Origin of the sequence: Microcoleus sp. B4-C2, assembly GCF_036705265.1 — a bacterium.
In the GTDB taxonomy this organism is placed as follows: domain Bacteria; phylum Cyanobacteriota; class Cyanobacteriia; order Cyanobacteriales; family Microcoleaceae; genus Microcoleus.
On record NZ_JAUBUB010000039.1, the window covers coordinates 1 to 22,610 of the forward strand.

General features: G+C 45.0%; 14 protein-coding genes. 12 read left to right on the forward strand and 2 right to left on the reverse strand.

The features are described from left to right. Positions 1-207: 207 nt before the first annotated feature. Positions 208-1,377 carry an IscS subfamily cysteine desulfurase gene (locus QUB20_RS13525; RefSeq protein WP_333246804.1) on the reverse strand — a complete coding sequence of 390 codons (1,170 nt, stop codon included), beginning with the start codon at positions 1,375-1,377 and terminating at the stop codon, positions 208-210. A gap of 96 nt (positions 1,378-1,473) precedes the next feature. Between QUB20_RS13525 and QUB20_RS13530 the strand changes: the two genes are divergently transcribed. The 11 genes from QUB20_RS13530 (at position 1,474) to cheB (ending at position 18,483) form a co-directional block, all read left to right on the forward strand. Continuing rightward, a complete protein-coding gene (locus tag QUB20_RS13530) occupies positions 1,474-2,124 on the forward strand; it encodes a hypothetical protein (RefSeq protein ID WP_333246806.1) in 651 nt (216 codons plus the stop codon). Positions 2,125-2,357: 233 nt separating this feature from the next. Then, positions 2,358-3,680 carry a four-carbon acid sugar kinase family protein gene (locus QUB20_RS13535; protein WP_333246808.1) on the forward strand — a complete coding sequence of 441 codons (1,323 nt, stop codon included), beginning with the start codon at positions 2,358-2,360 and terminating at the stop codon, positions 3,678-3,680. 106 nt (positions 3,681-3,786) lie between these two features. Further along, positions 3,787-3,927: a hypothetical protein gene (locus QUB20_RS13540; RefSeq protein ID WP_333291407.1), complete on the forward strand. Its 141-nt coding sequence runs from the start codon at positions 3,787-3,789 to the stop codon at positions 3,925-3,927. 321 nt (positions 3,928-4,248) lie between these two features. Next, on the forward strand, positions 4,249-5,400 hold the full coding sequence (ldpA, locus tag QUB20_RS13545; protein ID WP_333246810.1) for a circadian clock protein LdpA: 1,152 nt from the start codon (positions 4,249-4,251) through the stop codon (positions 5,398-5,400). Positions 5,401-5,549: 149 nt separating this feature from the next. Continuing rightward, positions 5,550-7,316, forward strand: a complete 1,767-nt coding sequence (locus QUB20_RS13550; RefSeq protein ID WP_333056412.1) for a R3H domain-containing nucleic acid-binding protein — start codon at positions 5,550-5,552, stop codon at positions 7,314-7,316. A gap of 389 nt (positions 7,317-7,705) precedes the next feature. After that, positions 7,706-9,382 (forward strand): CheR family methyltransferase, encoded by a 1,677-nt coding sequence (locus QUB20_RS13555; RefSeq protein WP_333246813.1) that lies wholly within the window; start codon positions 7,706-7,708, stop codon positions 9,380-9,382. A 3-nt stretch (positions 9,383-9,385) separates the two neighbouring features. Continuing rightward, a complete protein-coding gene (locus QUB20_RS13560) occupies positions 9,386-10,513 on the forward strand; it encodes a chemotaxis protein CheW (RefSeq protein ID WP_333246814.1) in 1,128 nt (375 codons plus the stop codon). Between the two features lie 445 nt (positions 10,514-10,958). Beyond that, on the forward strand, positions 10,959-12,419 hold the full coding sequence (locus QUB20_RS13565; RefSeq protein WP_333207810.1) for a methyl-accepting chemotaxis protein: 1,461 nt from the start codon (positions 10,959-10,961) through the stop codon (positions 12,417-12,419). 323 nt (positions 12,420-12,742) lie between these two features. Beyond that, complete coding sequence (locus QUB20_RS13570) at positions 12,743-14,626, forward strand: methyl-accepting chemotaxis protein (RefSeq protein ID WP_333246816.1); 1,884 nt, start codon at positions 12,743-12,745, stop codon at positions 14,624-14,626. Between the two features lie 116 nt (positions 14,627-14,742). Further along, positions 14,743-17,241 carry a hybrid sensor histidine kinase/response regulator gene (locus QUB20_RS13575; RefSeq protein ID WP_445299398.1) on the forward strand — a complete coding sequence of 833 codons (2,499 nt, stop codon included), beginning with the start codon at positions 14,743-14,745 and terminating at the stop codon, positions 17,239-17,241. Positions 17,242-17,397: 156 nt separating this feature from the next. Further along, on the forward strand, positions 17,398-18,483 hold the full coding sequence (gene cheB / locus QUB20_RS13580) for a chemotaxis-specific protein-glutamate methyltransferase CheB (RefSeq protein WP_333246849.1): 1,086 nt from the start codon (positions 17,398-17,400) through the stop codon (positions 18,481-18,483). A 127-nt stretch (positions 18,484-18,610) separates the two neighbouring features. Here the strand turns inward: cheB and QUB20_RS13585 are convergent, their stop codons facing one another. Then, positions 18,611-18,997: a response regulator gene (locus tag QUB20_RS13585; RefSeq protein WP_015175702.1), complete on the reverse strand. Its 387-nt coding sequence runs from the start codon at positions 18,995-18,997 to the stop codon at positions 18,611-18,613. 741 nt (positions 18,998-19,738) lie between these two features. Between QUB20_RS13585 and QUB20_RS13590 the strand changes: the two genes are divergently transcribed. Then, positions 19,739-22,546, forward strand: coding sequence for a GAF domain-containing protein (locus QUB20_RS13590; RefSeq protein ID WP_333246818.1), 2,808 nt, complete (start codon positions 19,739-19,741; stop codon positions 22,544-22,546). Positions 22,547-22,610 lie beyond the last annotated feature (64 nt).

The following is a 22,610-nucleotide window of genomic DNA, read 5'->3' on the forward strand; positions in this document are numbered from 1 at the left end:
GCGGACTCGAGCCGCTCGCGCTCGACTATTATAATTTACTTGGGGACAATTAATCCACCCTGCCTAGCCCCCCTTAATAAGGGGGGGACAAGAGTATGTTCATAGTCAACCCCTACTCCCCTTATTAAGGGGGATTTAGGGGGATCGAGACTTTGATAAAAATGAGAGAGACACTGGGTTTTAGGCTTAATTTGACACCAATACTGTCTAACTCATCACTTTTTGAGCTTGTCGGAGAGATGTAATAGTTGCGATCGCGTGTTGGGAAACTGCATCTATTTCTGCTTCGGTATTGAACCGACCAATACCAAACCGAATTGAAGCATAAGCTAATTTGTCCGATCGCCCGATCGCTGCTAAAACATGAGATGGCGATATTTTCGCCGAAGTGCAAGCAGAGCCCGAAGAAACTGCCGCCGCCGATTGCAAACCCAACATCAACGCTTGACCGTCAACGCCACCTACACTAATATTGAGATTCCCCGGCAATCTCTTCGTAGCGTGACCGTTGAGAACAACATCGCCTAATTCACTCAAATTTTCCCACAAACGCTGCCGCAAATTAACCACTCGTTCTGTTTCCGATGGCATTTCCGCAATTGCCAATTCTACTGCTTTAGCAAACCCAACTATTTGCGGTGGGTAGAGAGTTCCCGATCGCATTCCCCTTTCGTGACCTCCTCCGTGCATTTGCGGCGCTAGCTGCACTCTCGGTTTGTTGCGGCGCACGTAGAGAGCACCGATGCCTTTTGGCCCGTAAATTTTGTGGGCTGTCAAGGACATTAGATCGATATTCATCTCCTCTACATCCAGGGGAATTTTGCCGATCGCCTGTGCCGCATCTGTGTGAAAAAGAATGTCATTTCCCCGACAAATTGCAGCAATTTCTGCGATCGGCTGAATGACGCCAATCTCATTATTTGCCGTCATCACTGAAACCAAAATTGTCTCTGCCCGAATCGCTTTGATCAAATCGCCTATATCAATCAGCCCGTCGCTTTTCACTGGTAAAACAGTAATGTCAAACCCCAATTTTTGCAAATAGGTACAGGGGTCGAGAATAGCATTATGTTCGGTTTTTACTGTGATAATGTGCTTTCCTTTGCTGAAATAAGCTTCGGCGATACCTTTGATCGCTAAGTTATTTGCTTCTGTTGCACCGCTGGTAAAAACAATTTCTTCGGGGGAAGCATTGATCGCTTCTGCTAAAATTTGTCGTGACTGTTTAACCGCTGCTTCTGCTTCCCAGCCGTAGACGTGGCTGATGCTGGCTGCGTTGCCGAACTGTTCGGTAAAATACGGCAGCATCGCCTCAAGTACCCGTTGGTCTACGGGGGTTGTGGCGTGGTTGTCGAGGTATATAGGACGTGCGGACATAGTGCAGTTTTGGTTGAAAAAAATGTTAGGTTTATTGTAGACGAGCCCCTTGTTATACTACAAAACTTTATAATTAACAAATATTTGTGAAGATTTATGCGAGCTGACATTCAGGGATTAGAAATTACTGTCGGTGAACTCAAGCACCTCACCGGCGCGGGGCCCGATCGCGTATACCGACCGCCGACAGCGACTAAGTTTGCCCGCGAAGCTTTGAAAACTGTCGGTTTAATTGTTTTGGTTCTAATCAGTTGTTGGCTGCTGGTTGCGATATTTCCTAGAGCTTATTTGTTGTGGTTCGCCCTCCACTTCGCTGCGATCGTCGGTTTAATCCTTGAGGATGCGTGGAAAATTCAGTGCAGCCGCCAAAACAAACATTTAATTAATCTTTTTGATGATGTCGATCGCTATAATGGTATAATCGAAGCGATAGAAATTAACGATAGGATAGAAGATGCCGGCAATGCGGCAGTCAAAATCGGCGATCGAGCAAAAGTTATTGCAGCCTTGCAGCTAATCAGAGAGGATTTAGTTCGAGCTTTGAAAACCGAAAGAATTCTCAGGGAAAACAAAAAATTTGTCGCTACTAACTCCGAATTGTTTACCAATAATTTGAAAAGTTTGAATTCCCTGCAAATTAGCGATCGAGCCACAGAACAAGGGCGATTGCTAAACGAAGCTTTGCAGATAGCCGTGGGGGTTCAAGCAGAAATGAAAAAGTTGCAAGATCGAAAGGCTGCTAATTAAAAAAATGGCAGAAGTTAGTAGCGTACACGGCGGAGGGCGCCTCTTACCCATTAGCAATATACAGCTTACTGAACCGCAACAGGCAGGATGCCTGTTCCACTCGAACTCAAAGACATTTTTAAAATTATGAATGAGGAGAATAGTTAAAAAAATATCATAATTATTGTAAATTTTTTCCTGTTACGTAACAGGTAAGGATATCTTGGAAAGGTGACGTTAACAACCAGGTCAGTATGTCTTCTGCCAAACCCAAGATTATAGTTCTCGACGACGATCCGACAGGTTCTCAAACCGTGCACAGTTGCTTGCTGCTGACACGTTGGGACGAAGACACCCTGCGTTTGGGGCTGCGGGACAAGTGCCCGATTTTCTTCATACTGACAAATACTCGATCGCTAACTCCCGAAAAAGCAGCCTCCGTCACCCGCGAAGTGTGCCAAAATTTAAAAAAGGCGATCGCCAGCGAAAAAATCGAAGACTTCCTAATAGTTAGCCGTTCCGATTCTACCCTGCGCGGTCACTATCCCATCGAAACCGACGCGATCGCCGAAGAACTCGGCCCCTTCGACGCCCATTTTCTAATTCCCGCCTTTTTTGAAGGAGGCCGAATTACCCGCCACAGCGTGCACTACCTAATAGTTAACAGTGTCCCGACACCAGTACACGAAACCGAATTTGCCAAAGATTCAGTCTTCGGGTACAGTCACAGTTACCTGCCAGACTATGTAGAAGAAAAAACCAAAGGTCGCATCCCCGCTGATGCAGTCGATCGCATTTTACTCGGAGACATTCGCTACGGAAGTTTAGATCGACTGATGGACATGACAGACAACCAATGTGCAGTTGTTGACGGCCAAAGCCAAGGTGATTTAGACAAATTTGCCACACACATTCTCAATGCAGTCAGTCAAGGCAAAAAGTTTTTATTCCGCAGCGCAGCGAGTATTTTAACATCCTTAGCTGACCTCGGCCCGCAGCCAGTAGCAGCCGACGAAATGGCAAAATACGTCAGGGGCGGCAAACCCGGTGCCGTAATAGTTGGTTCCCACGTTAAGAAAACTACTGAACAATTGGAGCGCTTGTTAAAAGAACCCAATATAGTTAGCATTGAAATAGATGTCTCTCACTTGTTAGAAGATTCACCCGAGTATCGCACCCAAATGCTCGATGAAATTCTCGAACAAGTCCGCACTTCTCATGCCGATGGTAAAACGCCTGTAATTTATACCAGCCGCAAGGAACTCGAATTTGAAAATGCGGAAATCCGGTTAAAATTTGGAGAGGCGGTTTCTGCTTTATTGATGGATATCGTGCGGGGACTGCCTGCGGATATCGGGTTTTTGATTAGCAAGGGCGGCATTACTTCTAATGATGTTTTGAGTACAGGTTTGTCGCTGAAAAGTGTCAGGCAAATCGGTCAAATTATCGCAGGTTGTTCGGTGGTGAAAACCGAGGCTAATCATCCTCTGTTTTCCAATTTACCAGTTGTTTTGTTTCCGGGAAATGTGGGGGATAGCCATGCTTTGGCTACGGTTTATAAGCGGCTGAGCAAGTAGTAGAGCTCGTTGAATCTGAGATGTTGCACCATTCTCAATTACTTGTTTAGGAACAGGCTTTTCGGCCTGTTCCACAAGAAAATTCACTCTTTGTGGAACAGGCATCTTGCCTGTTCTTGAGAATGGTGCAAGATGTGAGTTGAATCGCCGATTAACCCAGATGAATGTAGCTTCTACTCAGGGAGGAGAATGTTCATCTGCGTTTCGTCGCTGGGTTTCCATGCTCGATCGAACTTTATGGCAATGACCACTGCACGGCCACTTCCACAAAAAATCTCTAGTCTACTTTTTCCTTGCCAAATCCACCCAAATATGATATCATAGAAAGTCTGTCTGTAAGTCAACGTGTCACTCAAGCCGATCGCCCCATCTCCAAATCCCCCCTCAGCAGTCGCTCTCAAAAAAATCAAATTTAGGAAAAAAAATTAAGGCAGAACTCTACATATAGAGCCAACAGCGCAACAGCTACTGCTATCAGTAGCGTTTCCAGCTTGTACCCGCCTAAATTTTAAAATTAAGTAGAAATTTCCACATAGTAATTTTCAGCTCAAAGGATTAGCATATAAGGGTGACAGAACATTATCATCCCCTAAACTCATTAAAAGATGGCCATTGGTTCAAGCTGATCTGTGGGGCGAGCTTTCAGCACCTACCGGCTGTACGGAATCTCACCTTGGCTTACACCCTAGCAGGCGCTGACTGTATCGATGTCGCGGCAGATCCCGCCGCCGTCGCCGCAGCGAAAGAAGCCCTACAAGTGGCCAGCGACTTACAGGCAAGAACTCAAAACCGCAGGTTTGGCGGCAAAGGGTTGCCGTTGCTGATGGTGAGTTTAAACGATGGGGAAGACCCGCATTTTCGCAAAGCCGAATTCAACCCAGCCGATTGTCCGGCGGACTGCTGGCGGCCGTGCGAAAAAATATGTCCAGCCGAAGCAATAGTTTTTCAGAGTGCTGGCAGTGGTTTTTCCGGGGTGATAGACCAGCAATGCTATGGCTGCGGTCGCTGTCTGCCGATTTGTCCGAGCCAACTGATTTATACTCGTTCTTACGTGTCTGCTTCCGCCGCGATCGCACCTTTAATCCTGCAATCCGGTGCGGACGCCCTAGAAATCCACACGCAAGTAGGCAGAGAGGCAGATTTTGCGCGACTTTGGTCGAGCATAGCTCCCTGGGTCGCTCAACTCAAGGTAATAGCAATTAGTTGCCCCGATGGAGACGGTTTGATTGATTATTTGCGGACACTCTATCAAATAATTTCCCCCCTTCCTTGTCCCCTAATTTGGCAAACCGACGGTAGACCAATGAGCGGAGATATCGGAACAGGAACTACTAGAGCCGCAGTCAAACTCGGTCAAAAAGTTTTGGCTGCCCAGTTGCCGGGATACGTGCAACTTGCAGGCGGCACTAATGCTCACACTGTCAGCAAGCTGAGAGCCGAGGGACTGATGAAGGATGCCGGGAAAAATTTGTCAGTTCCCCCTGTCCCATACATTGCAGGTGTAGCTTACGGCAGCTATGCCAGGGTTTTGCTATCGCCAATTTTAGAACAGTTAGAAACAATGCAGACCGATCGAGCTTATGCCGTTCCGGTGGCAGTCGCGCAGCCAGGAGCCGGAGTTCAAACATCTCGGCTACCTCAGCTCGAAGCCGTCCCAGAACTTCTCTCAGAGGCCGTGAGTTTAGCTAGTTCTCTAGTTTCCCCGCTCAAAGAATTTTAGTCAGTAGTCAGTAGTCATTAGTCATTAGTTAGTGGTTAGTAGTTAATTCCAACAACAACTGGCAACTGACACATAAAAACTGGCAACTGACAACTGACAACTGACAACTGACTAAAAAGTTGAAAACGTCACCGAACACATCGAGGCGAATGCAGATTACAGACGACCTCAACAAATTATTAGACATCGTGCCAGATGAGATCCGGCAGCCCTTAGAGCAGCACCCGCAGCGCAACAATCTCATTGAGATTGTCATGGATTTGGGCCGCCAACCAGAAGCTCGTTTTCCATCCTTGGCCGAACCTCTTTCCCAAACTCCGATTACCAAAGCACACCTCAACTATTGCATCGAGCGAGTCGGCCACTTCGGCGGCGACAACCGAGCCGGTATCGAGCAAACCCTGCACCGAATTAGCGCCCTTCGCAACCGCAGCGGCGAGATTATCGGCTTGACTTTGAGGGTGGGCCGCGCTGTGTTCGGGACGATCGGCATTATCCGCGATTTGGTGGAAACCGGTCAGTCAATTTTGATGCTCGGCCGCCCCGGAGTCGGCAAAACCACGGCCCTGCGGGAAATTGCCCGCGTGCTCGCCGATGACTTGGAAAAACGGGTGGTAATTATCGACACCTCCAACGAAATTGCCGGAGATGGAGATATCCCGCACCCGGCGATCGGCAGAGCTCGCAGAATGCAAGTTTCCCGCCCCGAACTCCAGCACCAAGTCATGATCGAAGCAGTGGAAAACCATATGCCGCAAGTGATCGTGATTGACGAAATCGGCACGGAGCTCGAAGCTTTGGCGGCTCGGACGATCGCCGAAAGGGGCGTGCAGTTGGTCGGTACCGCCCACGGGAACCGGATCGAAAACTTGATGAAAAACCCGACTCTGGCAGATTTAATTGGGGGCATCCAAGCGGTGACGCTGGGAGATGACGAAGCAAGACGGCGCGGTTCTCAAAAGACGGTTTTGGAGCGCAAAGCACCGCCAACTTTTGAAATTGCCATCGAAATGCTGGAACGCCAGCGCTGGGTAATCCACGAGCGAGTTGCAGATTCGATCGACACTCTGCTGCGGGGACGCGAACCGAGCCAGCAAATCAGAAGCGTCAGCGAGACAGGAGAAGTAATTATCGAGCGCGAGTCAGCCGCTCCCCCCGCGCGGTTTCCGGGGATGGCCGCTTCCAGCAGCACGGCTGCGGTATCAGCAATCCGGCCCGTCACACCGCTCTCTGGCTGGCGGAGTGCTGGCAAAATGGTGCCGATGCCCGCTCCAGGCGAGAACTTGGCTCCTAAAAGCGCGCCGGTTTCTGAGACTCGGTATTTCGAGCAACTGCTCGAAGAATCCCTGTCCGTCGAGCCGGTACCTAAGCCCGGACGTTTTTCCCAGAATGTCGGCCCTAACGGCGAAGATTTGCCCCTCCACGTTTATCCTTACGGCATACCTCGTCACCAGCTCGAACAGGTGATTTCGACGCTGAACCTGCCGGTGCTGCTGACGAAGGATATTGAGAGTGCTGACGTGGTTTTGGCTTTGCGATCGAACGTTCGGAACCAGTCGAAATTGAGGCACTTGGCCAAAACTCGCCAAGTTCCCCTGCACACAATTAAGGCCGCCACTATTCCCCACGTAGCGAGAGCTTTGCGGCGCCTGTTGGACATGGATGACCCAGGTACCCCGGAAGTGGCAGACCTCGCCTTATTTGCCCGCAGCGGTTCTTCTGACGAGCTCGAAGCTCTCGAAGAAACGCGCTTAGCAGTCGAGCAAATTGTCATTCCCAAGGGACAGCCGGTGGAACTCCTGCCCCGTTCTCCCAACGTCCGCAAAATGCAGCACGAACTTGTGGAACACTATCACCTGAAATCCCACAGTTTTGGGGAAGAACCTAATCGCCGCCTGCGGATATATCCAGCTTAAAGTGGGAGATTAGTGCCTTTGAAGGCAGAAGGTGGAAGGCAGAAGGGATAATTTTTTCCTGGGTTCTGTCTTTGACCTTTTGCCTTTTTCCTTTAAGTATCTGGCAAGTTTCTGATATGATATGGTGTGACACTGTTCTTGTTCAGGCGATCGGCTAAATTCCAGATTTCTAATTCCAAATTCCCCAATTTCCAATTATCAATACTTCTACTACACGAGCTTACAAGTTACCCAATTCCCAATAGTTCAGCTACGCACTTCCCTTCGGCTCCCTGCGGCTTTGCGAACCGACGAGCCGCAGGCTAGCAGCTATGCTCAGCCCAAACTCAGCAGCAGCTCAGTAAAAGTTGCCACTTCCCAAATTATTAAATTAATCTACCTCAGTGGACATGAATGATTCCATAATTCAGCTATTTATAAACTTAATTACTACTGAGATGGGTGTGCGAATTAGGTCTCAAGATAGAGCTGGTTTGTCTCATAAAATCATGAGTAGGATGAGAGAAAAAAAAATTGCAGACCCAGAAAAGTATTATAAACTTTTAACCGCCAAAACTTTTGAAAGTAAAAATGAATGGGCGAAATTAGTATTGCTATTAACAACAACTGAAAGTTATTTTATGCGAGATAAAGGACAGTTCGCTCTGTTGAAAAGAGTAATTTTTCCTGAATTGATAGAGCAGAAAAGAAACTTGCACAAGACCTTGGGAATGCAGCCGACACTGCGAATATGGAGTGCGGGCTGCTCCACCGGTGAAGAACCTTATTCTTTAGCTATTGTTTTAAAAGAATTGATTCCCGATTGGGAGCAATGGAAAATCTTAATTTTAGGTACAGATATCAATGAAAAAGTAATCAAAAAAGCGCCCCAGGGAGTTTACAGTCATTGGTCGTTTCGCTTGGTTGACCCGCAGATACAAAAGCAGTATTTTCATCAGAGGCAAAATGATTGGGAAATTAATCTAGAATTGCGCGAAAGTGTCAACTTTAGTTGTGTAAATTTAATCACAGATGACTTTCCTAATATTTACCAAAATCTTTATAACATAGACTTAATTTTATGCAGAAACGTTTTTGTGTATTTTGAACATAAGTATATTTCACTGGTACTGAAAAAATTTTCCAATACCCTGAAACCTGGAGGATATTTAATGACCGGTCATGCTGAAGTTTACGGTCAAATTATGAACGAGTTTGAAGCCAAGATTTTCCCTGAGTCGGTGGTGTATCAGCGTCGGAATGCAGTACCGGAGGAAGGCTGTCAAATAGAGTCTAGGGTTGCGACTGTAGGAGAAGCCAACTCGGCATTTCGGGAATTCCCGAAAGCAGATATTATGGACGATGATAGTGGTGAGTTGCTAACAGGGGAAACTATGCCACCTAGTTTTACTACTAACAGCAATTTTTCAGAGATAGAGATGCCTCCGGTATTAAAAATAAGTAATCCGCTGGGGAATATGCTGCCCTATCGCTATCTGGAGGACGGCTTGCCGAACAATGCCGTGTCAGTTACAGAAAAAACAATAGCAGAAAATACTCAAAATCAAACGCATCAAATGCTAATTTTAGAGGCTAAAAAGTTATTTAAAAATCAAGATTATGCTGAGGCAATCAACAAGGCACAAGAGGCAATAGAGTTGCAGGGCCCTAATTTTGATGCTTATTTTTTAATCGCTCAAGTTCAGGCAAATGCCGGCAATTATTCTCAGGCAATAGATTACTGCAATAGAGCGAGAAAAGTAGAGCCTGGATCAGTATATACTGATTATTTACAAGCTCAAATTGCTGAAGAACAGGGGCAATTAGAAACAGCAAAAAATTTATTAAAGAGGACTATTTATATGTGTCCATCTTTTGTTTCAGCTTATATAGAACTAGGGAATATATACCATAAAGAAGGTCAAGTAAAAAGAGCTCTTAAAATGTACAATTCATCTTGTGAAATCCTGAAAGCACTACCGCCAAACACTCCCATAGATTCCCAGGGAAAAATGACAGCTAGTCAAGTGCTGATGAATGTTAAAAAAAAATTGTTAAAATTATACAGTAAAGAAACTGTACACTAAAATATGGAAACTAAACCGTATCTTATCTTTGAACAGAACGGTTTTCTCTGCGGTATAGAAGCCTGCTACGTTCGGGAAATTTTCTTTCTGCCGGAGTTGACAGCAATTGCAGAAGCACCTCAAGATATTGTTGGGGCGATCGACCTTCGGGGCGAAATTCTGCCCGTGATGGATCTGAATCTCCGTTTTGGATACGTTTGGCAAGGGTATGCTGTGACAGATAGTACGATCGTCATAGAGTGGCAAGAATCGAAAATCGGTATAATTGTCAATCAAGTTCGCGAAGTTAAGGAACTCTCAGAAGAGGCCATCACTCCGCAGCTATCTTATGGGCGAGAGAATTCAGAAGCCTCTCATTATTTTGTAGCTGGACTAGCCCGCAGCGAAGCCGATATTATCATGCTGCTCAATCTCGATCAATTAATTCGATATTCTCCCGAAAAGTCAGAGGAAAGCTGGCCTGTTTCTCCAAGCCATGCAGGTAGTGAAGCAGCAGGTGAGGCAGAGACGGAAAATTTACACGGGCTAATAAGTGCAAAATTGTTAGGAAAAAATCCTCAAATTTTGAGCAACCGTCACGTTTTTTGCCCGCAGGCTACCCCCGAAGAAAAAGCAATTTTTCAATCGCGCGCTAATCATTTGAGGCGGCGAAACGAGGGAGAAAATGATGCAGCCACTAATATGTCCCTGGCGGTGTTTGTTTTGAATGGCGAATACTTTGGTATTCATTTAGATTTAGTTCGGGAATTTACTGATATCAACCAAGTAACTCCGGTTCCTTGCACTCCCGATCGCATAGTGGGCAATATAAATTTACGGGGAGAAATTGTGACTTTAATTGATATTCGCAGTGTTTTAAATATGTCTTTAAATATGTCGGAGACTGCAAATTATATCTCTAAGGCGATCGTTGTTGAAGTGACAGATTTGGTCGCTGGTATAGTTGTTGACGAAATATTAGATATTATATACTTAAATGTGTCGGAAATTGCGGCTGTTCCGGCAGCCCTGCATTCTGCCAACCGCGAATATCTACGGGGGACAGCTATTTACGGGGAAAAAATGATGGCTATTCTGAACTTGCAAAAACTGCTGACAAAAGGAGGAGTAGTTGTTGATGAAGAGGTTTGAATCCAGAACAGGACTTACGCAAAGCATCTCTATCATGAGTTCAGTGAAGCACCTGGCTTGATACTTCATTTCCTTCGCAATCCCGATCCAACGCAGAGATCAGAACTGGTAACAAGCGGGACTTAGCATGAGAGAATTATCTTGAAATGCGTCCACCACTAAAGAAGTTAGTTATACCACAATACGGTTGAGTTAAGCTCGATCTCCCGGCGCCAAGGGCGGGCACGGGGAGTAGGGGTCGCACCGCCCCTACAAAGGGGGAGTAGGGGGTGGACAAGAACTTACTCAAAGTCCTCGCAACGATGCGGGGGATGCTGCAAGGAATCTCTGAGGAATAAATAGTTTTAACCAAAGCGTATTCAGTTATACCAAATCTGCTTTTCAAGCCAGATTTGACGAAGCAATCTAATTCGTATATTCACGTGCTTAAATTAAGGAGAAAAATATGTTTGCTAAGTTAATAAAATTAAATATTAGAAATAGAATGTTGCTGGCTTATGTAGCCCCTGCCACTATATACTTGGGTTTTCCCCTGCTAGTTTATACAACTACTAATCAGGTGTTGAATAATTTTGCAGAAGTAGAAAGGATCGAAAATGTGCTCAGACATACAAATGATATGTCCGCAGGTGCTGAACAAATGGTAAGGGGGATGCGCGGGTATTTAATTAATAAAAATCCGCAGTTTTTAAATGATTTTAAGACTGGTGGAGAATTAGCTCGTGAGTCGGGAAATAGTGCGGAGTTGAAGATGGAAAATCCTGAACAGAGGATGCGTTTAGAGAAGATGCTAGAACTCTGCAACGAATATTATGACGGTTCTAGCGAAATAGTTGCTTTATTACAAAAAAATAATAGAACTGCTGCCTTGGCTCTCTTTAATACCGGAAAACAGACACAATTTGTGGATGAATTTGTGGAAATAAATAAGCAATTTCGCGACATAGAAGTAAAAGCGATTAAGCAAGCTACTGAAAAAACGAAGCAATCTTTAGTTTTTTTAATCTCGGCCTTGGTATTTGGTTCCGTGTTTTTATTGGTGTTAGGTGCGGTTATAGCTTGGCTGATTTCGTCAGGAATTGCCCAAACTATCGATCGCGCAATTAGCTCGATCGCCGCTTCTTCCACTGAGATTGCAGCCACCGTAGAAGAACAGGAACGCATGGCAAGTCAGCAAGCAGCTTCCGTAAATCAAACTACTACTACAATGGACGAATTGGGAGCATCTTCCAGGGCGACATCACAGCAGATAGAAACAGCGGTGGTTCAAGCAATGCAAGCTTTGAATTTAGCTGGAGGTGGCACAAAAGCTGTAGAACAAACTTTAGAAGCAATGGCAACTCTGAAAACTAAAGTTCAGGATATCCAAGGACAAATTATAGAGTTGAGCGAACAAACAGATCACATTGGTAATATCTCAACTGTAGTTAGCGATTTGGCGAATCAAACTAATATGTTAGCACTCAACGCTGCTGTTGAAGCAGTGCGGGCGGGAGAGCACGGCAAGGGGTTTGGCGTGGTGGCGTCAGAAATTCGCAAACTTGCCGATCGCAGTAAAAAGTCAGGAGCACAAATTAATCTATTAGTTGCTGATATTCAAAAGGCAATTAACTCAACAGTAATGGTGACAGATGAAGGAACTAAAACAGTGGAATCGGGCGTGAATATTGCCTCAGAAACCGCGGCGGCATTTGCAGGAGTTGCCAATGCCATTAACAATGTGGTTTTGAGCTCTCAGCAAATTTCGCTGAATGCCAAACAGCAATCGATCGCGATCGAACAGGTAGTGCAAGCTATGAACTCTCTCAATCAAGCCGCAGCCCAAACCGCTTGCGGTATCAGTCAAACTAAAGTTGGTACTCAAAAGTTGAATGAAGCAGCCTTAGATTTGAAAGCAGTTTTGTAGGAGATATATGAATTATGAGTAGTCCCCAAAAAATGCCAAATATATCCTTAAGAATGAAAGCAATTGCTTGGGCGATCGATTTCCCTACCATTCCAGCCATATTAACCGGAGTAATAACTTGTTTATGGGCAAATGCAAATAAAAACCTAATATCAAATCAGCAGTGTAGTGAGTTGTGAGTTATTATTAGGGGGTTGTTATTTTTTCTTTACTACCACTTCCCAATTCCCAATACTTCGGCTACCAGATCCTACAGTTTTCCAATTCCCTATACTTAGACTATGCGAGCGTACAAGTTACCAGTAACCGATTCCCAGTAACCAATGATTAACAAATTTTTCCAAAAAATGCAGCACCGACTGTTGCTACTCCTAATTTTAAGTACCTTGATTCCAGTATCTATTGTTGGTTGGTATGGAATTTATTCTTCAACAGAAGCACTGCAAAAGTTAGCATTGATAACCCTTAGTGACAGTGTTAATTCTACCGCCAATCAAATGATTAACAAGTTTGAAAATCTGAGAGCAGATATTTTGTTTCTCCGCAAAACTCCCCCTGTTCAGGGAATGATTAGAGCCAGGGCAGGAAATGGAGTAGACAAACAAACTAATTCAACTTATAAAGATTGGGTTTATCGAATGCAGCTCACATTCTTATCCATGATGGAAGCTAAGCCATATTATGTGCAATTGCGTTACATAGATAACAGCGGTAAGGAGATAGTCCGCGTAGATTATGACGGCACAAATCTCCAAGTTATTCCAGATTCTCAACTACAAAATAAAGCAGACACAGATTACTTTTCGGCAACTATGAAGCTAAAACAAGGAGAAGTCTATGTGTCTTCCTTAAATCTGAATCAGGAAATGGGGAAAATAGAAATTCCTTACAAGCCAACAATTCGCTACGCAACTCCAATTTTTGATCCTAAAGGAGAAAGACAAGGCTTTATCATTACTAATGCCCTGGGTAACACTCTGCTCGATATGGTTAAAAAGTTCAATCCTGAACTATCAGACAAATCTTTTATCTTAAACCAAGATGGGTATTATCTGGCTCATCCCAATCCTAAAAAAGCCTGGGGACTTGAACTCAAAACTAAGGAAAATGTCAAAAATGATTATTCAGGAGACCTTGTTGCTAAAATACTCTCAGGTGGTCAGGGAAATATTGAAAATCGGGAGCTAGTGATTAGCTATAATACAGTTTTCCCCAGCAAACAAAATACCAATAAGTTTTTAGTAATTGTGGATACTTCACCCAAAAAATTGTTATTTTATTCCATCGATTCTCTTCAAAAAATAGCAGCGACGATAGCTATTGTTTCCCTGGCTGTGGTGCTGGGATTTGGATGGTTTTTTCTGCAACAAATTGTTGCTCTCATTCGGGGGCTGATTTACCAAATTTCGTCATTTTCAATGCAAATAGAATCTAATATGAACAGGCAAGAACAAATAGCAGATAGGCAATTTGTTTCGGTTAACCAAACAACTATAACTCTCGAAAATTTAGGCCGCTCTTCTCAGCAAACAGCCGAGCAAGCTGAGTCTGTTGCCGTTGCTGCTCGCCAAGCTTTAAATCTAGCAGAAGAAGGTACTACAAAGGTAGATCAAACTCTCAATCAAATGCTGAATCTTAGAGAAGCTGTGGTGGCAATTTCTAAGCAAAATCATCGACTAGACGACAGCACGAGTCAGATTGGCAATATATCGACTCTCGCAAGTTTGGTTAGCGATTTAGCCAGCCAAACTAATATGCTGGCTCTCAACGCTGCTGTTGAAGCAGTCAGAGCCGGCGAGTACGGTAAAGGTTTTGCGGTGGTAGCAAGCGAAATTCGTAAGTTAGCAGATGAAAGCCAACAAGCAGCACAAAAGATTAATGGTATTGTTCCAGAAATTAAGGGCGCGATCGACTCCACGGTGAAAGCAACTGAAGATAGTCGCAAAACGGTTGCAGAAGGGGTAAAAACAGCACAAGATACGGCAGAAGCTTTTATGGGTGTGAGGGAAGCTTGCAATCTGGTGTTTGCTAGCAACCAGCAAATTTCATTTAATGTGAAACAGCAGGCGATCGCGATTCAGCAAGTAGGTGATGCGATGAGTTCTATGAAGGAATCAGCGTCTCAAACAGTCAGCGGCATTACTCAAGTTAAAATCGGTACTCAACAACTGACAGAAGCTGCATTTAATCTTAAAGAAGTAGTGTAGTCATTAGTCATTATTCATTAGTCATTAGTCATTAGCAATCGACTGAGTATTCAACATAATTATCATTACCCATTACCCATGAGCAATGCTCAATTACTTATTACTAAAAAACATATATGATGATTGAAGATCAAGAACTTCGAGATGTATTTAAAGTTGCTAGTCAAGAACACTTACAAAAACTAGACGACGGATTGCTGTACTTAGAACAACATCCAAGCGACTTAGCTAAGTTAGAACAATTGTTGCGCGAAACCCATTCTCTTAAAGGTGATGCTGGGATGCTAGGCGTAAAAAATGTAGCATCTTTAGCTCATCAAATGGAGCATATTTTGGGTTCTGTCAAGCGGGGAGAAACTCAACTCAATTCCGATATTAGCGATCGACTTTCGCAAGGTTTAGACGCCATCCGCCAACTCGTTAACGAAGCAGTTACCGGCGAAGATTCCGGCATTAATACTTTTTACATCCTCGCTAGCATGATGGGTGCTTCTAGTCAGTTACAGCCACAGGCGGCCGCCTCAATAGTAGATTCCTCATCTTCACAAGTACCAGAACAACCGTTGGTAGAACCGCAATTTACTGAGCCTCCTACCCAACAACCAGAAACCAACGTTGAAAATTCAGAAGTCGTTAACTTAGAGAAGAATTCCTCTTTTTTACCCCTACAATCCCAGCCAGAATTTCCACTGCAAGCTCAAAACTTGCCTGCACCTTCTGATTCCGCCCCTGCGTCGGCGTCGCAGTCGGCAGTTACTGCATCCTCTACCTCATCTTACCGCATTGAAACCATTCGCGTTGCGACTCAAAATTTAGACGATTTAATGACTCAAGCAGGGGAACTTACTGTCACAAAAACTCGACTAGGACACCGAGTTGCAGAGATCGAAAAAATTACAACTTTGTGGGAAGAGTGGAGCCGAGAATATTTTGTAACTAGCTTGACTGTCGATCGGATGCAAATAGATGAAAACGGTATTAAAGCCAACGGCAAATTTAGCCAATTGCAGGATTACTATCAACGTACAGAAGAACGTTTAGAACGTCTCGGAACTTTAGTAAACTGCTTGAGAAATCGAGTTTATGAAGATACTGCCAGACTCGAATTAATCGCTGAGGCATTAGAATCAGGAATTCGCACTCTGAGACTGTTGCCTTTGTCTACTATTTTTAATTTATTTCCTCGAACTGTTCGAGACTTAGCAAAACGGGAAGGTAAAGAAGTTGCCTTAGTGATTGAAGGAGGGGAAACTACAGCCGATAAACGCATTTTAGAGGAAATGAAAGACCCTTTAATGCACATGATTAGAAATGCGATCGACCACGGCATTGAAACTGTTGAGGAGCGGAAAAAACTAGGTAAACCTCCCGTGGCTACTCTCCGAATTAAAGGCTATAATATGGCTAGCAATATTATTATTGAAGTTGCTGATGATGGTCGGGGACTAAATTTAGAGAGCATTAAACAAACGGCGCTAAAACGTAATATTTGTACGCTTGAACAACTGGCAGAAATGACCGAAAATCAAGTACAATCTTTAATTTTTACTCCGGGTTTTTCGACCAAAAAATTTGTTACCGAAGTATCGGGGCGCGGGGTCGGATTGGATGTAGTTCGCACTAATGTTGAAGCCCTAAAAGGTAGTATTCAAGTAGAGTCTTTACCAGGAAAAGGATGCACTTTGAGGCTGCAAATCAGCACGTCTTTAGCTACAGCAAATGTATTAATTGTCATAGTTGAAGACATTCCTTATGCTCTGCCAGTCGAGTTTGTAGACACGGCACAACAGGTGTCTCAGTCTGAGATATTTGCTATAGAAGGTAAGGAAACTATACTTTCAAAGGGTCAGCCTTTGTCAGTTGCTCATCTGACAGATTTACTAGAATTAAATAATAAAAATCTCTGGCAAAAAAATCGGTATTTGAGACAGGAAACCGGGAGAGAAAATCTGAAGGAGAATAAAAACTACTTCCGAAATTCAAGTTCTTCAAAAATGCCTTGTATTGTTTTAAAAGTTGGGGAGGAAAGATTGGGATTATTTGTAGATGCTTTGATAGACGAACAGGATGTGGTGATGAAACCTCAAAGTCAATTGCTCAAACGGGTGCGAAATGTTTCTGGTGCCACAATTCTCGGTACTGGGGAAGTTTGTATGGTACTCAATCCCCACGATTTGATAAAATCTGTACGCCAGCAAGTTTCGTCTCGTGGGGTTGGGAGTGCGCGATCGCAACTTGAGACTGCCAGCCGAAAACAAGTTATACTATTAGCAGAAGATTCGATCGCCACGCGCACTCAAGAAAAGCGCATACTGGAAGCTGCAGGTTACGAAGTTGTGACTGCGGTAGACGGATTGGATGCTTTCCATAAATTGAAAACTCGCGATTTTGATGCTGTGATTTCTGACATACAAATGCCAAATTTAGACGGTTTGGCCCTGACTATTAAGATTCGCGAGCAAAAAGAATACAGTGAGTTGCCGATAATTTTAGTGACATCTTTGGCATCGGATGAAGATAAAAAAAGAGGTGCTGATGCGGGTGCCAATGCTTATATTCCTAAAGGTACTTTCAATCAAGATGTGTTGGTAGAGACACTAAAAAGGTTAGTTTAGTCATTAGCTATTTGTTGTTAGCTATTTGTTATTAGCTATTTGTTATTTACTACCAATTAGCAAGGCCCAATGCCCTGTGTCTAGTGAAAAATTCCCCGTGCATGGATGCCGAATTTATCATTTCCCATTCCCCATTCCCCATTTCCGAGCAAACTGATGTTGTTGCCCATTAAACTATTGTTAGTTGAAGATTCTCCAGTAGTTACCATCGTCCTCAAACGAATTTTTGAGTCCTCGCCAGACATCCAAGTTGTAGGAACTGCTTGCAACGGATTAGAAGGACTAGAATTAATTCCCAAACTTCAGCCCCAAGTAATCTGTACGGATTTGAACATGGCACCAATGAACGGGTTAGAATTTACCGAAGAAGTAATGAAGAAATATCCGCTACCAATTTTAGTAATTAGTGCTTCAGTGCAAGCGAATGATACTCAGAATGTATTTCAAGTGTTAAAGGCTGGTGCATTGGATGTTTTTCCGAAACCGATGGGTGGGTTGGTATCTGATTACGATCGCCTAGCTAATCAATTAATAGCTAAGGTTAAAATCCTCTCAGGAGTTAAAGTATTTACACGGCATCCAAAAAAGATACCTACTGAAGATAATAATCCAATTGTAAAACTCAACCAAGCACCAGTTCCTAATTACAAATTTTCCAACGAAAATGTTAAATCTCCAACTATTAAAGTATTGGCTATAGGGGCTTCGACAGGTGGCCCGCAAGCGCTGTACGCGATTATTTCTAAACTTCCGGCTAGTTTTCCCGTGCCTATAATTTGTGTCCAGCACATCAGTGAAGGTTTTTTGCAAGGATTAGTTGATTGGCTAGGTAATGAATCGAAACTGCCTGTTAAGATAGCTGCTTTTGGGGAATTGCCACAAGCAGGGACTGTGTATTTTCCTCCAGAAAAACGTCATTTAGAATTGGATTCTCAAGGGCGATTTATTTATTCAGAAGCTGCTCATGCTGCGGGACACTGCCCTTCTGTAACGGTGACATTTAAGTCGGTAGCTAATTTTTATAGTCGGGCAGCAGCGGGGGTTTTGCTGACAGGAATGGGTAGAGATGGTGCTGACGGAATGTTGGAGATCGCTAGACAAGGGGGGTTGACAATCGCCCAAGACGAGGCTAGCTGCATTGTCTTCGGAATGCCCAAGGAGGCGATCGCCCTCGGTGCCGCCCAATATGTTCTACCTGTCAGTGCGATCGCTCCCCTACTCCTGGCAAAATTAAAAATTTAGGACTTACCTCGCAAATAGTGCAGAATGCCCCGCCCCTCGACTTGTTAAAGAAGTCGAGGATCAGAGAGCGCGATCGCAACTTTTTACTTCATTAATTACTCAAAACTGATTTTTGTCCTAAGTCCGATTATTTGATTTTGATAAACTTACCAATTACCTCGCGCAACTTATCAGCATCAAACGGCTTAGTTAAATACTCTGTTGCTCCCGCCAAACGCCCCTGTACCTTATCAAAGGCTCCATCTCGCGCTGTCAGCATTACGATCGGCAAATTCTGAAACTGAGGCAAGCTCCGCACCGTGCGGCAGAGTTCCAATCCGTCAATACCAGGCATCGAAACATCCAGCAACAAAACCGAAATTTGTTCGTGATAAATCGTTGACAAAGCATCCACTGCATTGTCGGTTACGAGAACTCGAAACTCTTTGCTTAAGGCCTGTTTAACAAGTCCTTGCATCACGACGCTATCATCAACTGCCAAAATAGTTGGTACTTGACTGCTACTTGCAGACATATTCTTCTCCCTGTTTATTTATAGTTCTTGAAAATACAAAACATACTTCGTTCAGTTATTTTTTGAGAGTTGCCTCTACCCAATAATTGTCAACTCCGTTGGAGCGTTAGTTGAAACTTTACCCCTGTTTTTTTACCTCAAACTCGAAAAAAGGGATTGGGAGAGTGGTCGATCGGCAATTACAACAGTTGCAAAATGTGCATCCGGGGCCAAAAACCCTAAAAGGTCGAGTTTGAACAACTATTGTTACAAAGTTTAACATCTTACCAATTTTTTGTAATTCATCTCCTAACTGTAGTTGAACTCCCGGCTAAGGCACAGCTCGGTAAAGGACACTGGTATTGTGGCACAAACCCCTGATTTAAATCTACCAGCAAGCCAGCTACCCACGATTAGAGAAGTCTGTTAAAATACAATTAAACTGATAAAAAAATTCTAGGTAAGCAATAGTCATATATTTTGGAAAGCTGCTTCCTCCCAACAGAGGCTCTTAGATTTAGAGAGTCCGAGGTATTAAAAAGCATAGTCAACTGGAAGTATAATTTATATAGTCTTAGATATGGGGTGCTCTAACTCCGATAACTCAAAAGTTTTCAGATCAGTCAAGAGGTTAGTCTGAATTCGGCGCAAGCAACCTGCGCCGAACTTGCGCCCCGAGTCTCCCAGCACAGAATTCATAGCTTGTTTTTCAAGGGAAGTATTGAGAAGGGCGGTTGCCAGCAACTAGACGGGCAGTTACACATGATGAAAGCACCCTTGCCTCTTGGTAAAAAAGTGTTCAAGCTCCATAACATTGATTTGTATCAGCTTCTTGGCTCTGATCCAGAGGCTTGCTTGGACAGTTTGGTCGGTTTGGCAGCTCAGATGGGCCGAACTCCTATTGCTTTCTTGAGCTTGATTGACGGTAATCGCCACTGGTTGAAGTCGCAGTTAGGTATCGATCGAACTTTGACCCAACGTTACCTGAATTTTTGCGCTCGCGCCCTAGACCCAACTCCCGAAGATTTCGCCCAGAGTTCAAACTCAAAGTCGGAATTTGACCGGGCAATTTCCCTGCAACAACCGCCAGTTGCTTCCGAATTTGCGATCGAACTTCCTATAAATTCTTTTAAAGAACTGCCTGCCGCCATTGTTCGAGACGCTTCCACAGATATGAGATTTGGCGATCATCCGCTGATCGTTTTCTACCCCTTCGTGAAATTTTACGCCGGAATCCCAGTTGTCAGCTCTGAGGGGCAGGTGCTGGGAGTGCTATCCGTCATGGACTCGGTGCCGCGAGACTTGACAAAAGAAACTATAGAAGCTATGCAAGCTTTAAGTCGGCAAGTTGCGAGTTTGGTGGAGCTGCGCTGGCAATTAGTCAAAGCCCAGAAACAGTTGCCAGAGGTAGAAGATATCACCTCGGACAGCCCGCAAATCTCGGAGTTAGTTTCTGGCTCGAACCGATCGAGCTTGTCTGCGGTACCTACGCCACAGAGTAGCAGGACAATATACGGCACAAAAAACCTCCCGACGCTGGGGGAAACAGGCACATCTCAATATGTGTGGGAAGCTTCAGCGGGCATCGGGCGCGCGGACGATACCCAACAAATCCGAGAAATCGTTGCCGGCCCGGGCGACACATCTGATCGCCAACTGACGGCAGCGTCCCTACAAGAGCGAGCTCGCTTGGGAACCCTGCAAGCTAAAGTCGGTGCAGCCCTCGGACAAGGCGGGAAAATATCGGTCATCCTCAATCGCTGCACCGAGGCAATGGTAGAGTACCTCGACGCCACAGGGGCGAGCATCTGGACTTTCAACCAGCAGACAGAGCGGTTAGAATTGCAGGCCAATTCAGGACTTAGGAGCCAAGATTGGGCAAAAGAAATAGAAGATTGGGTGCCAACAGAAGCGGGAAAACTCCAAACGGCTCCTGTGTGTCTAATGTCGAACCCGTCTCTGTGTACCATTACCTATCCGTTGATTGTCGAAGAGCGGCTGGTGGGAGTGATGGCTCTGTGCAGTAGCGCTTTGGCAAGCGAGGGAGCGCTAGAAGTTCTGGGTTGCATTGCTAACGCCATCGCCGTGGCGATCGATCGCCACGCAGCCCGAGAAGAATTGTTGAGCCGCCGGGAAGGCCTGCTCTTCGGCCTCGCCAGCCAGATGCGGAATTCCCTAGACCTCGACAAAATTTTAGATACGGCTGTGAACGAAATTCGCAGCTTGTTGCAGGTTGACCAGTGCTACTTTTTGTGGTACTCCATCTCGCGAGACGGTCAGCCCAGCTTTGCAATTACCCACGAGGCGGCAAATCCCGAACTCAAAGAGCGGCTCACAGAATACCCGATCGAACAAGTAACGCTGCTGGCCGAGAAAATTAGCCACCGCCAAACGCTTCGGATCGGCGACGCTGCCACAGCACTGTGCATCGAACCGCCCACGCGAGCTTTTTTGAGAAGTATCGGGATTGTTTCTAACCTGCTGCTGCCGCTCAAGACTCGCTCCGGTCAAATGGGTGCTGTAGTTTGCAACCATTACAGCAGCCACCGTTCCTGGGCGACGAGCGAAGTGGAATTGCTGCAAGCGGTGGTGGATCAACTGGCGATCGCGATCGACCAAGCCGAACTCTACGCCCAAACCCGCGCTGCCGCCTTAGCCGCCCAAACTCAAGCCCGCCAACTGACGGAAACTTTGCAGCAGTTGCAGCAGAAAGAAGCTCAGCTCATCCAAAACGAAAAAATGTCCTCTCTCGGTCAAATGGTCGCCGGCGTCGCCCATGAAATTAACAATCCGGTTAATTTTATTTACGGCAACTTGACTTATTGCAAGCAGTACATGAAAAATCTGCTGGATTTGCTGCACTTGTATCAAAAGCATTACCCCGAGCCTTGCCCCGAAATTCTCGACAAAAACGAAGAAATCGATGTTGAGTTCATAGTGCCGGATTTGCTGAAAATTCTGTCTTCAATAGAGATGGGAACTGAACGCATCCGCCAAATTGTCCTGTCTCTGCGGAACTTCGCGCGGCACGACGAAGCAGAGATGAAGCCGGTGGACATTCACGAAGGGATTGACAGCACGCTGCTGATTTTGCAGAGTCGCTTGAAGTCAAACGGGCTAGTGCCGGGAATTGAGGTAATTAAAGACTACGGCGACTTGCCGAAGGTAGAGTGCTATCCCGGACAGCTCAACCAAGTATTTATGAATATTTTGGCGAATGCGATCGACTCTTTGGAAAATCAGCCTCCACCCAAGACGATCAAAATCTCGACGGCGGTGGTGAACCCAGACTCGGAGGCTGATGAGTCAGGAAAGTCGAGGGGTCAAGTTGTGGTGATTCGGATTCAAGACAGCGGGCCCGGATTGCCCGAAAAAGCTAAATGCCACTTGTTTGACCCTTTCTTTACCACTAAACCTGTAGGCAAGGGTACGGGGCTCGGCTTGTCTATCAGCTACCAGATAGTGGTGGAAAAACACGGAGGAAGCTTGAACTGTATCTCGAAACCAGGACAGGGAGCAGATTTCAGGATTGAAATCCCGGTAGCTCGCCCCCGTGCGATCAAAGAATAAACCTGCGGGCGATCGGTCTCAAAAAGATTTTTAAAATTTTCTTGTCAAAATGCTTGACAGATTG

What these genes read in the sequence shown, in the direction of transcription:
- QUB20_RS13525 (WP_333246804.1), bottom strand. Translation starts at nt 1,377, where the DNA reads ATGTCCGCACGTCCTATATACCTCGACAACCACGCCACAACCCCCGTA.
- QUB20_RS13530 (WP_333246806.1), top strand. Translation starts at nt 1,474, where the DNA reads ATGCGAGCTGACATTCAGGGATTAGAAATTACTGTCGGTGAACTCAAG.
- QUB20_RS13535 (WP_333246808.1), top strand. Translation starts at nt 2,358, where the DNA reads ATGTCTTCTGCCAAACCCAAGATTATAGTTCTCGACGACGATCCGACA.
- QUB20_RS13550 (WP_333056412.1), top strand. Translation starts at nt 5,550, where the DNA reads ATGCAGATTACAGACGACCTCAACAAATTATTAGACATCGTGCCAGAT.
- QUB20_RS13555 (WP_333246813.1), top strand. Translation starts at nt 7,706, where the DNA reads ATGAATGATTCCATAATTCAGCTATTTATAAACTTAATTACTACTGAG.
- QUB20_RS13560 (WP_333246814.1), top strand. Translation starts at nt 9,386, where the DNA reads ATGGAAACTAAACCGTATCTTATCTTTGAACAGAACGGTTTTCTCTGC.
- QUB20_RS13565 (WP_333207810.1), top strand. Translation starts at nt 10,959, where the DNA reads ATGTTTGCTAAGTTAATAAAATTAAATATTAGAAATAGAATGTTGCTG.
- QUB20_RS13570 (WP_333246816.1), top strand. Translation starts at nt 12,743, where the DNA reads ATGATTAACAAATTTTTCCAAAAAATGCAGCACCGACTGTTGCTACTC.
- QUB20_RS13575 (WP_445299398.1), top strand. Translation starts at nt 14,743, where the DNA reads ATGATGATTGAAGATCAAGAACTTCGAGATGTATTTAAAGTTGCTAGT.
- cheB (WP_333246849.1), top strand. Translation starts at nt 17,398, where the DNA reads ATGTTGTTGCCCATTAAACTATTGTTAGTTGAAGATTCTCCAGTAGTT.
- QUB20_RS13585 (WP_015175702.1), bottom strand. Translation starts at nt 18,997, where the DNA reads ATGTCTGCAAGTAGCAGTCAAGTACCAACTATTTTGGCAGTTGATGAT.
- QUB20_RS13590 (WP_333246818.1), top strand. Translation starts at nt 19,739, where the DNA reads ATGATGAAAGCACCCTTGCCTCTTGGTAAAAAAGTGTTCAAGCTCCAT.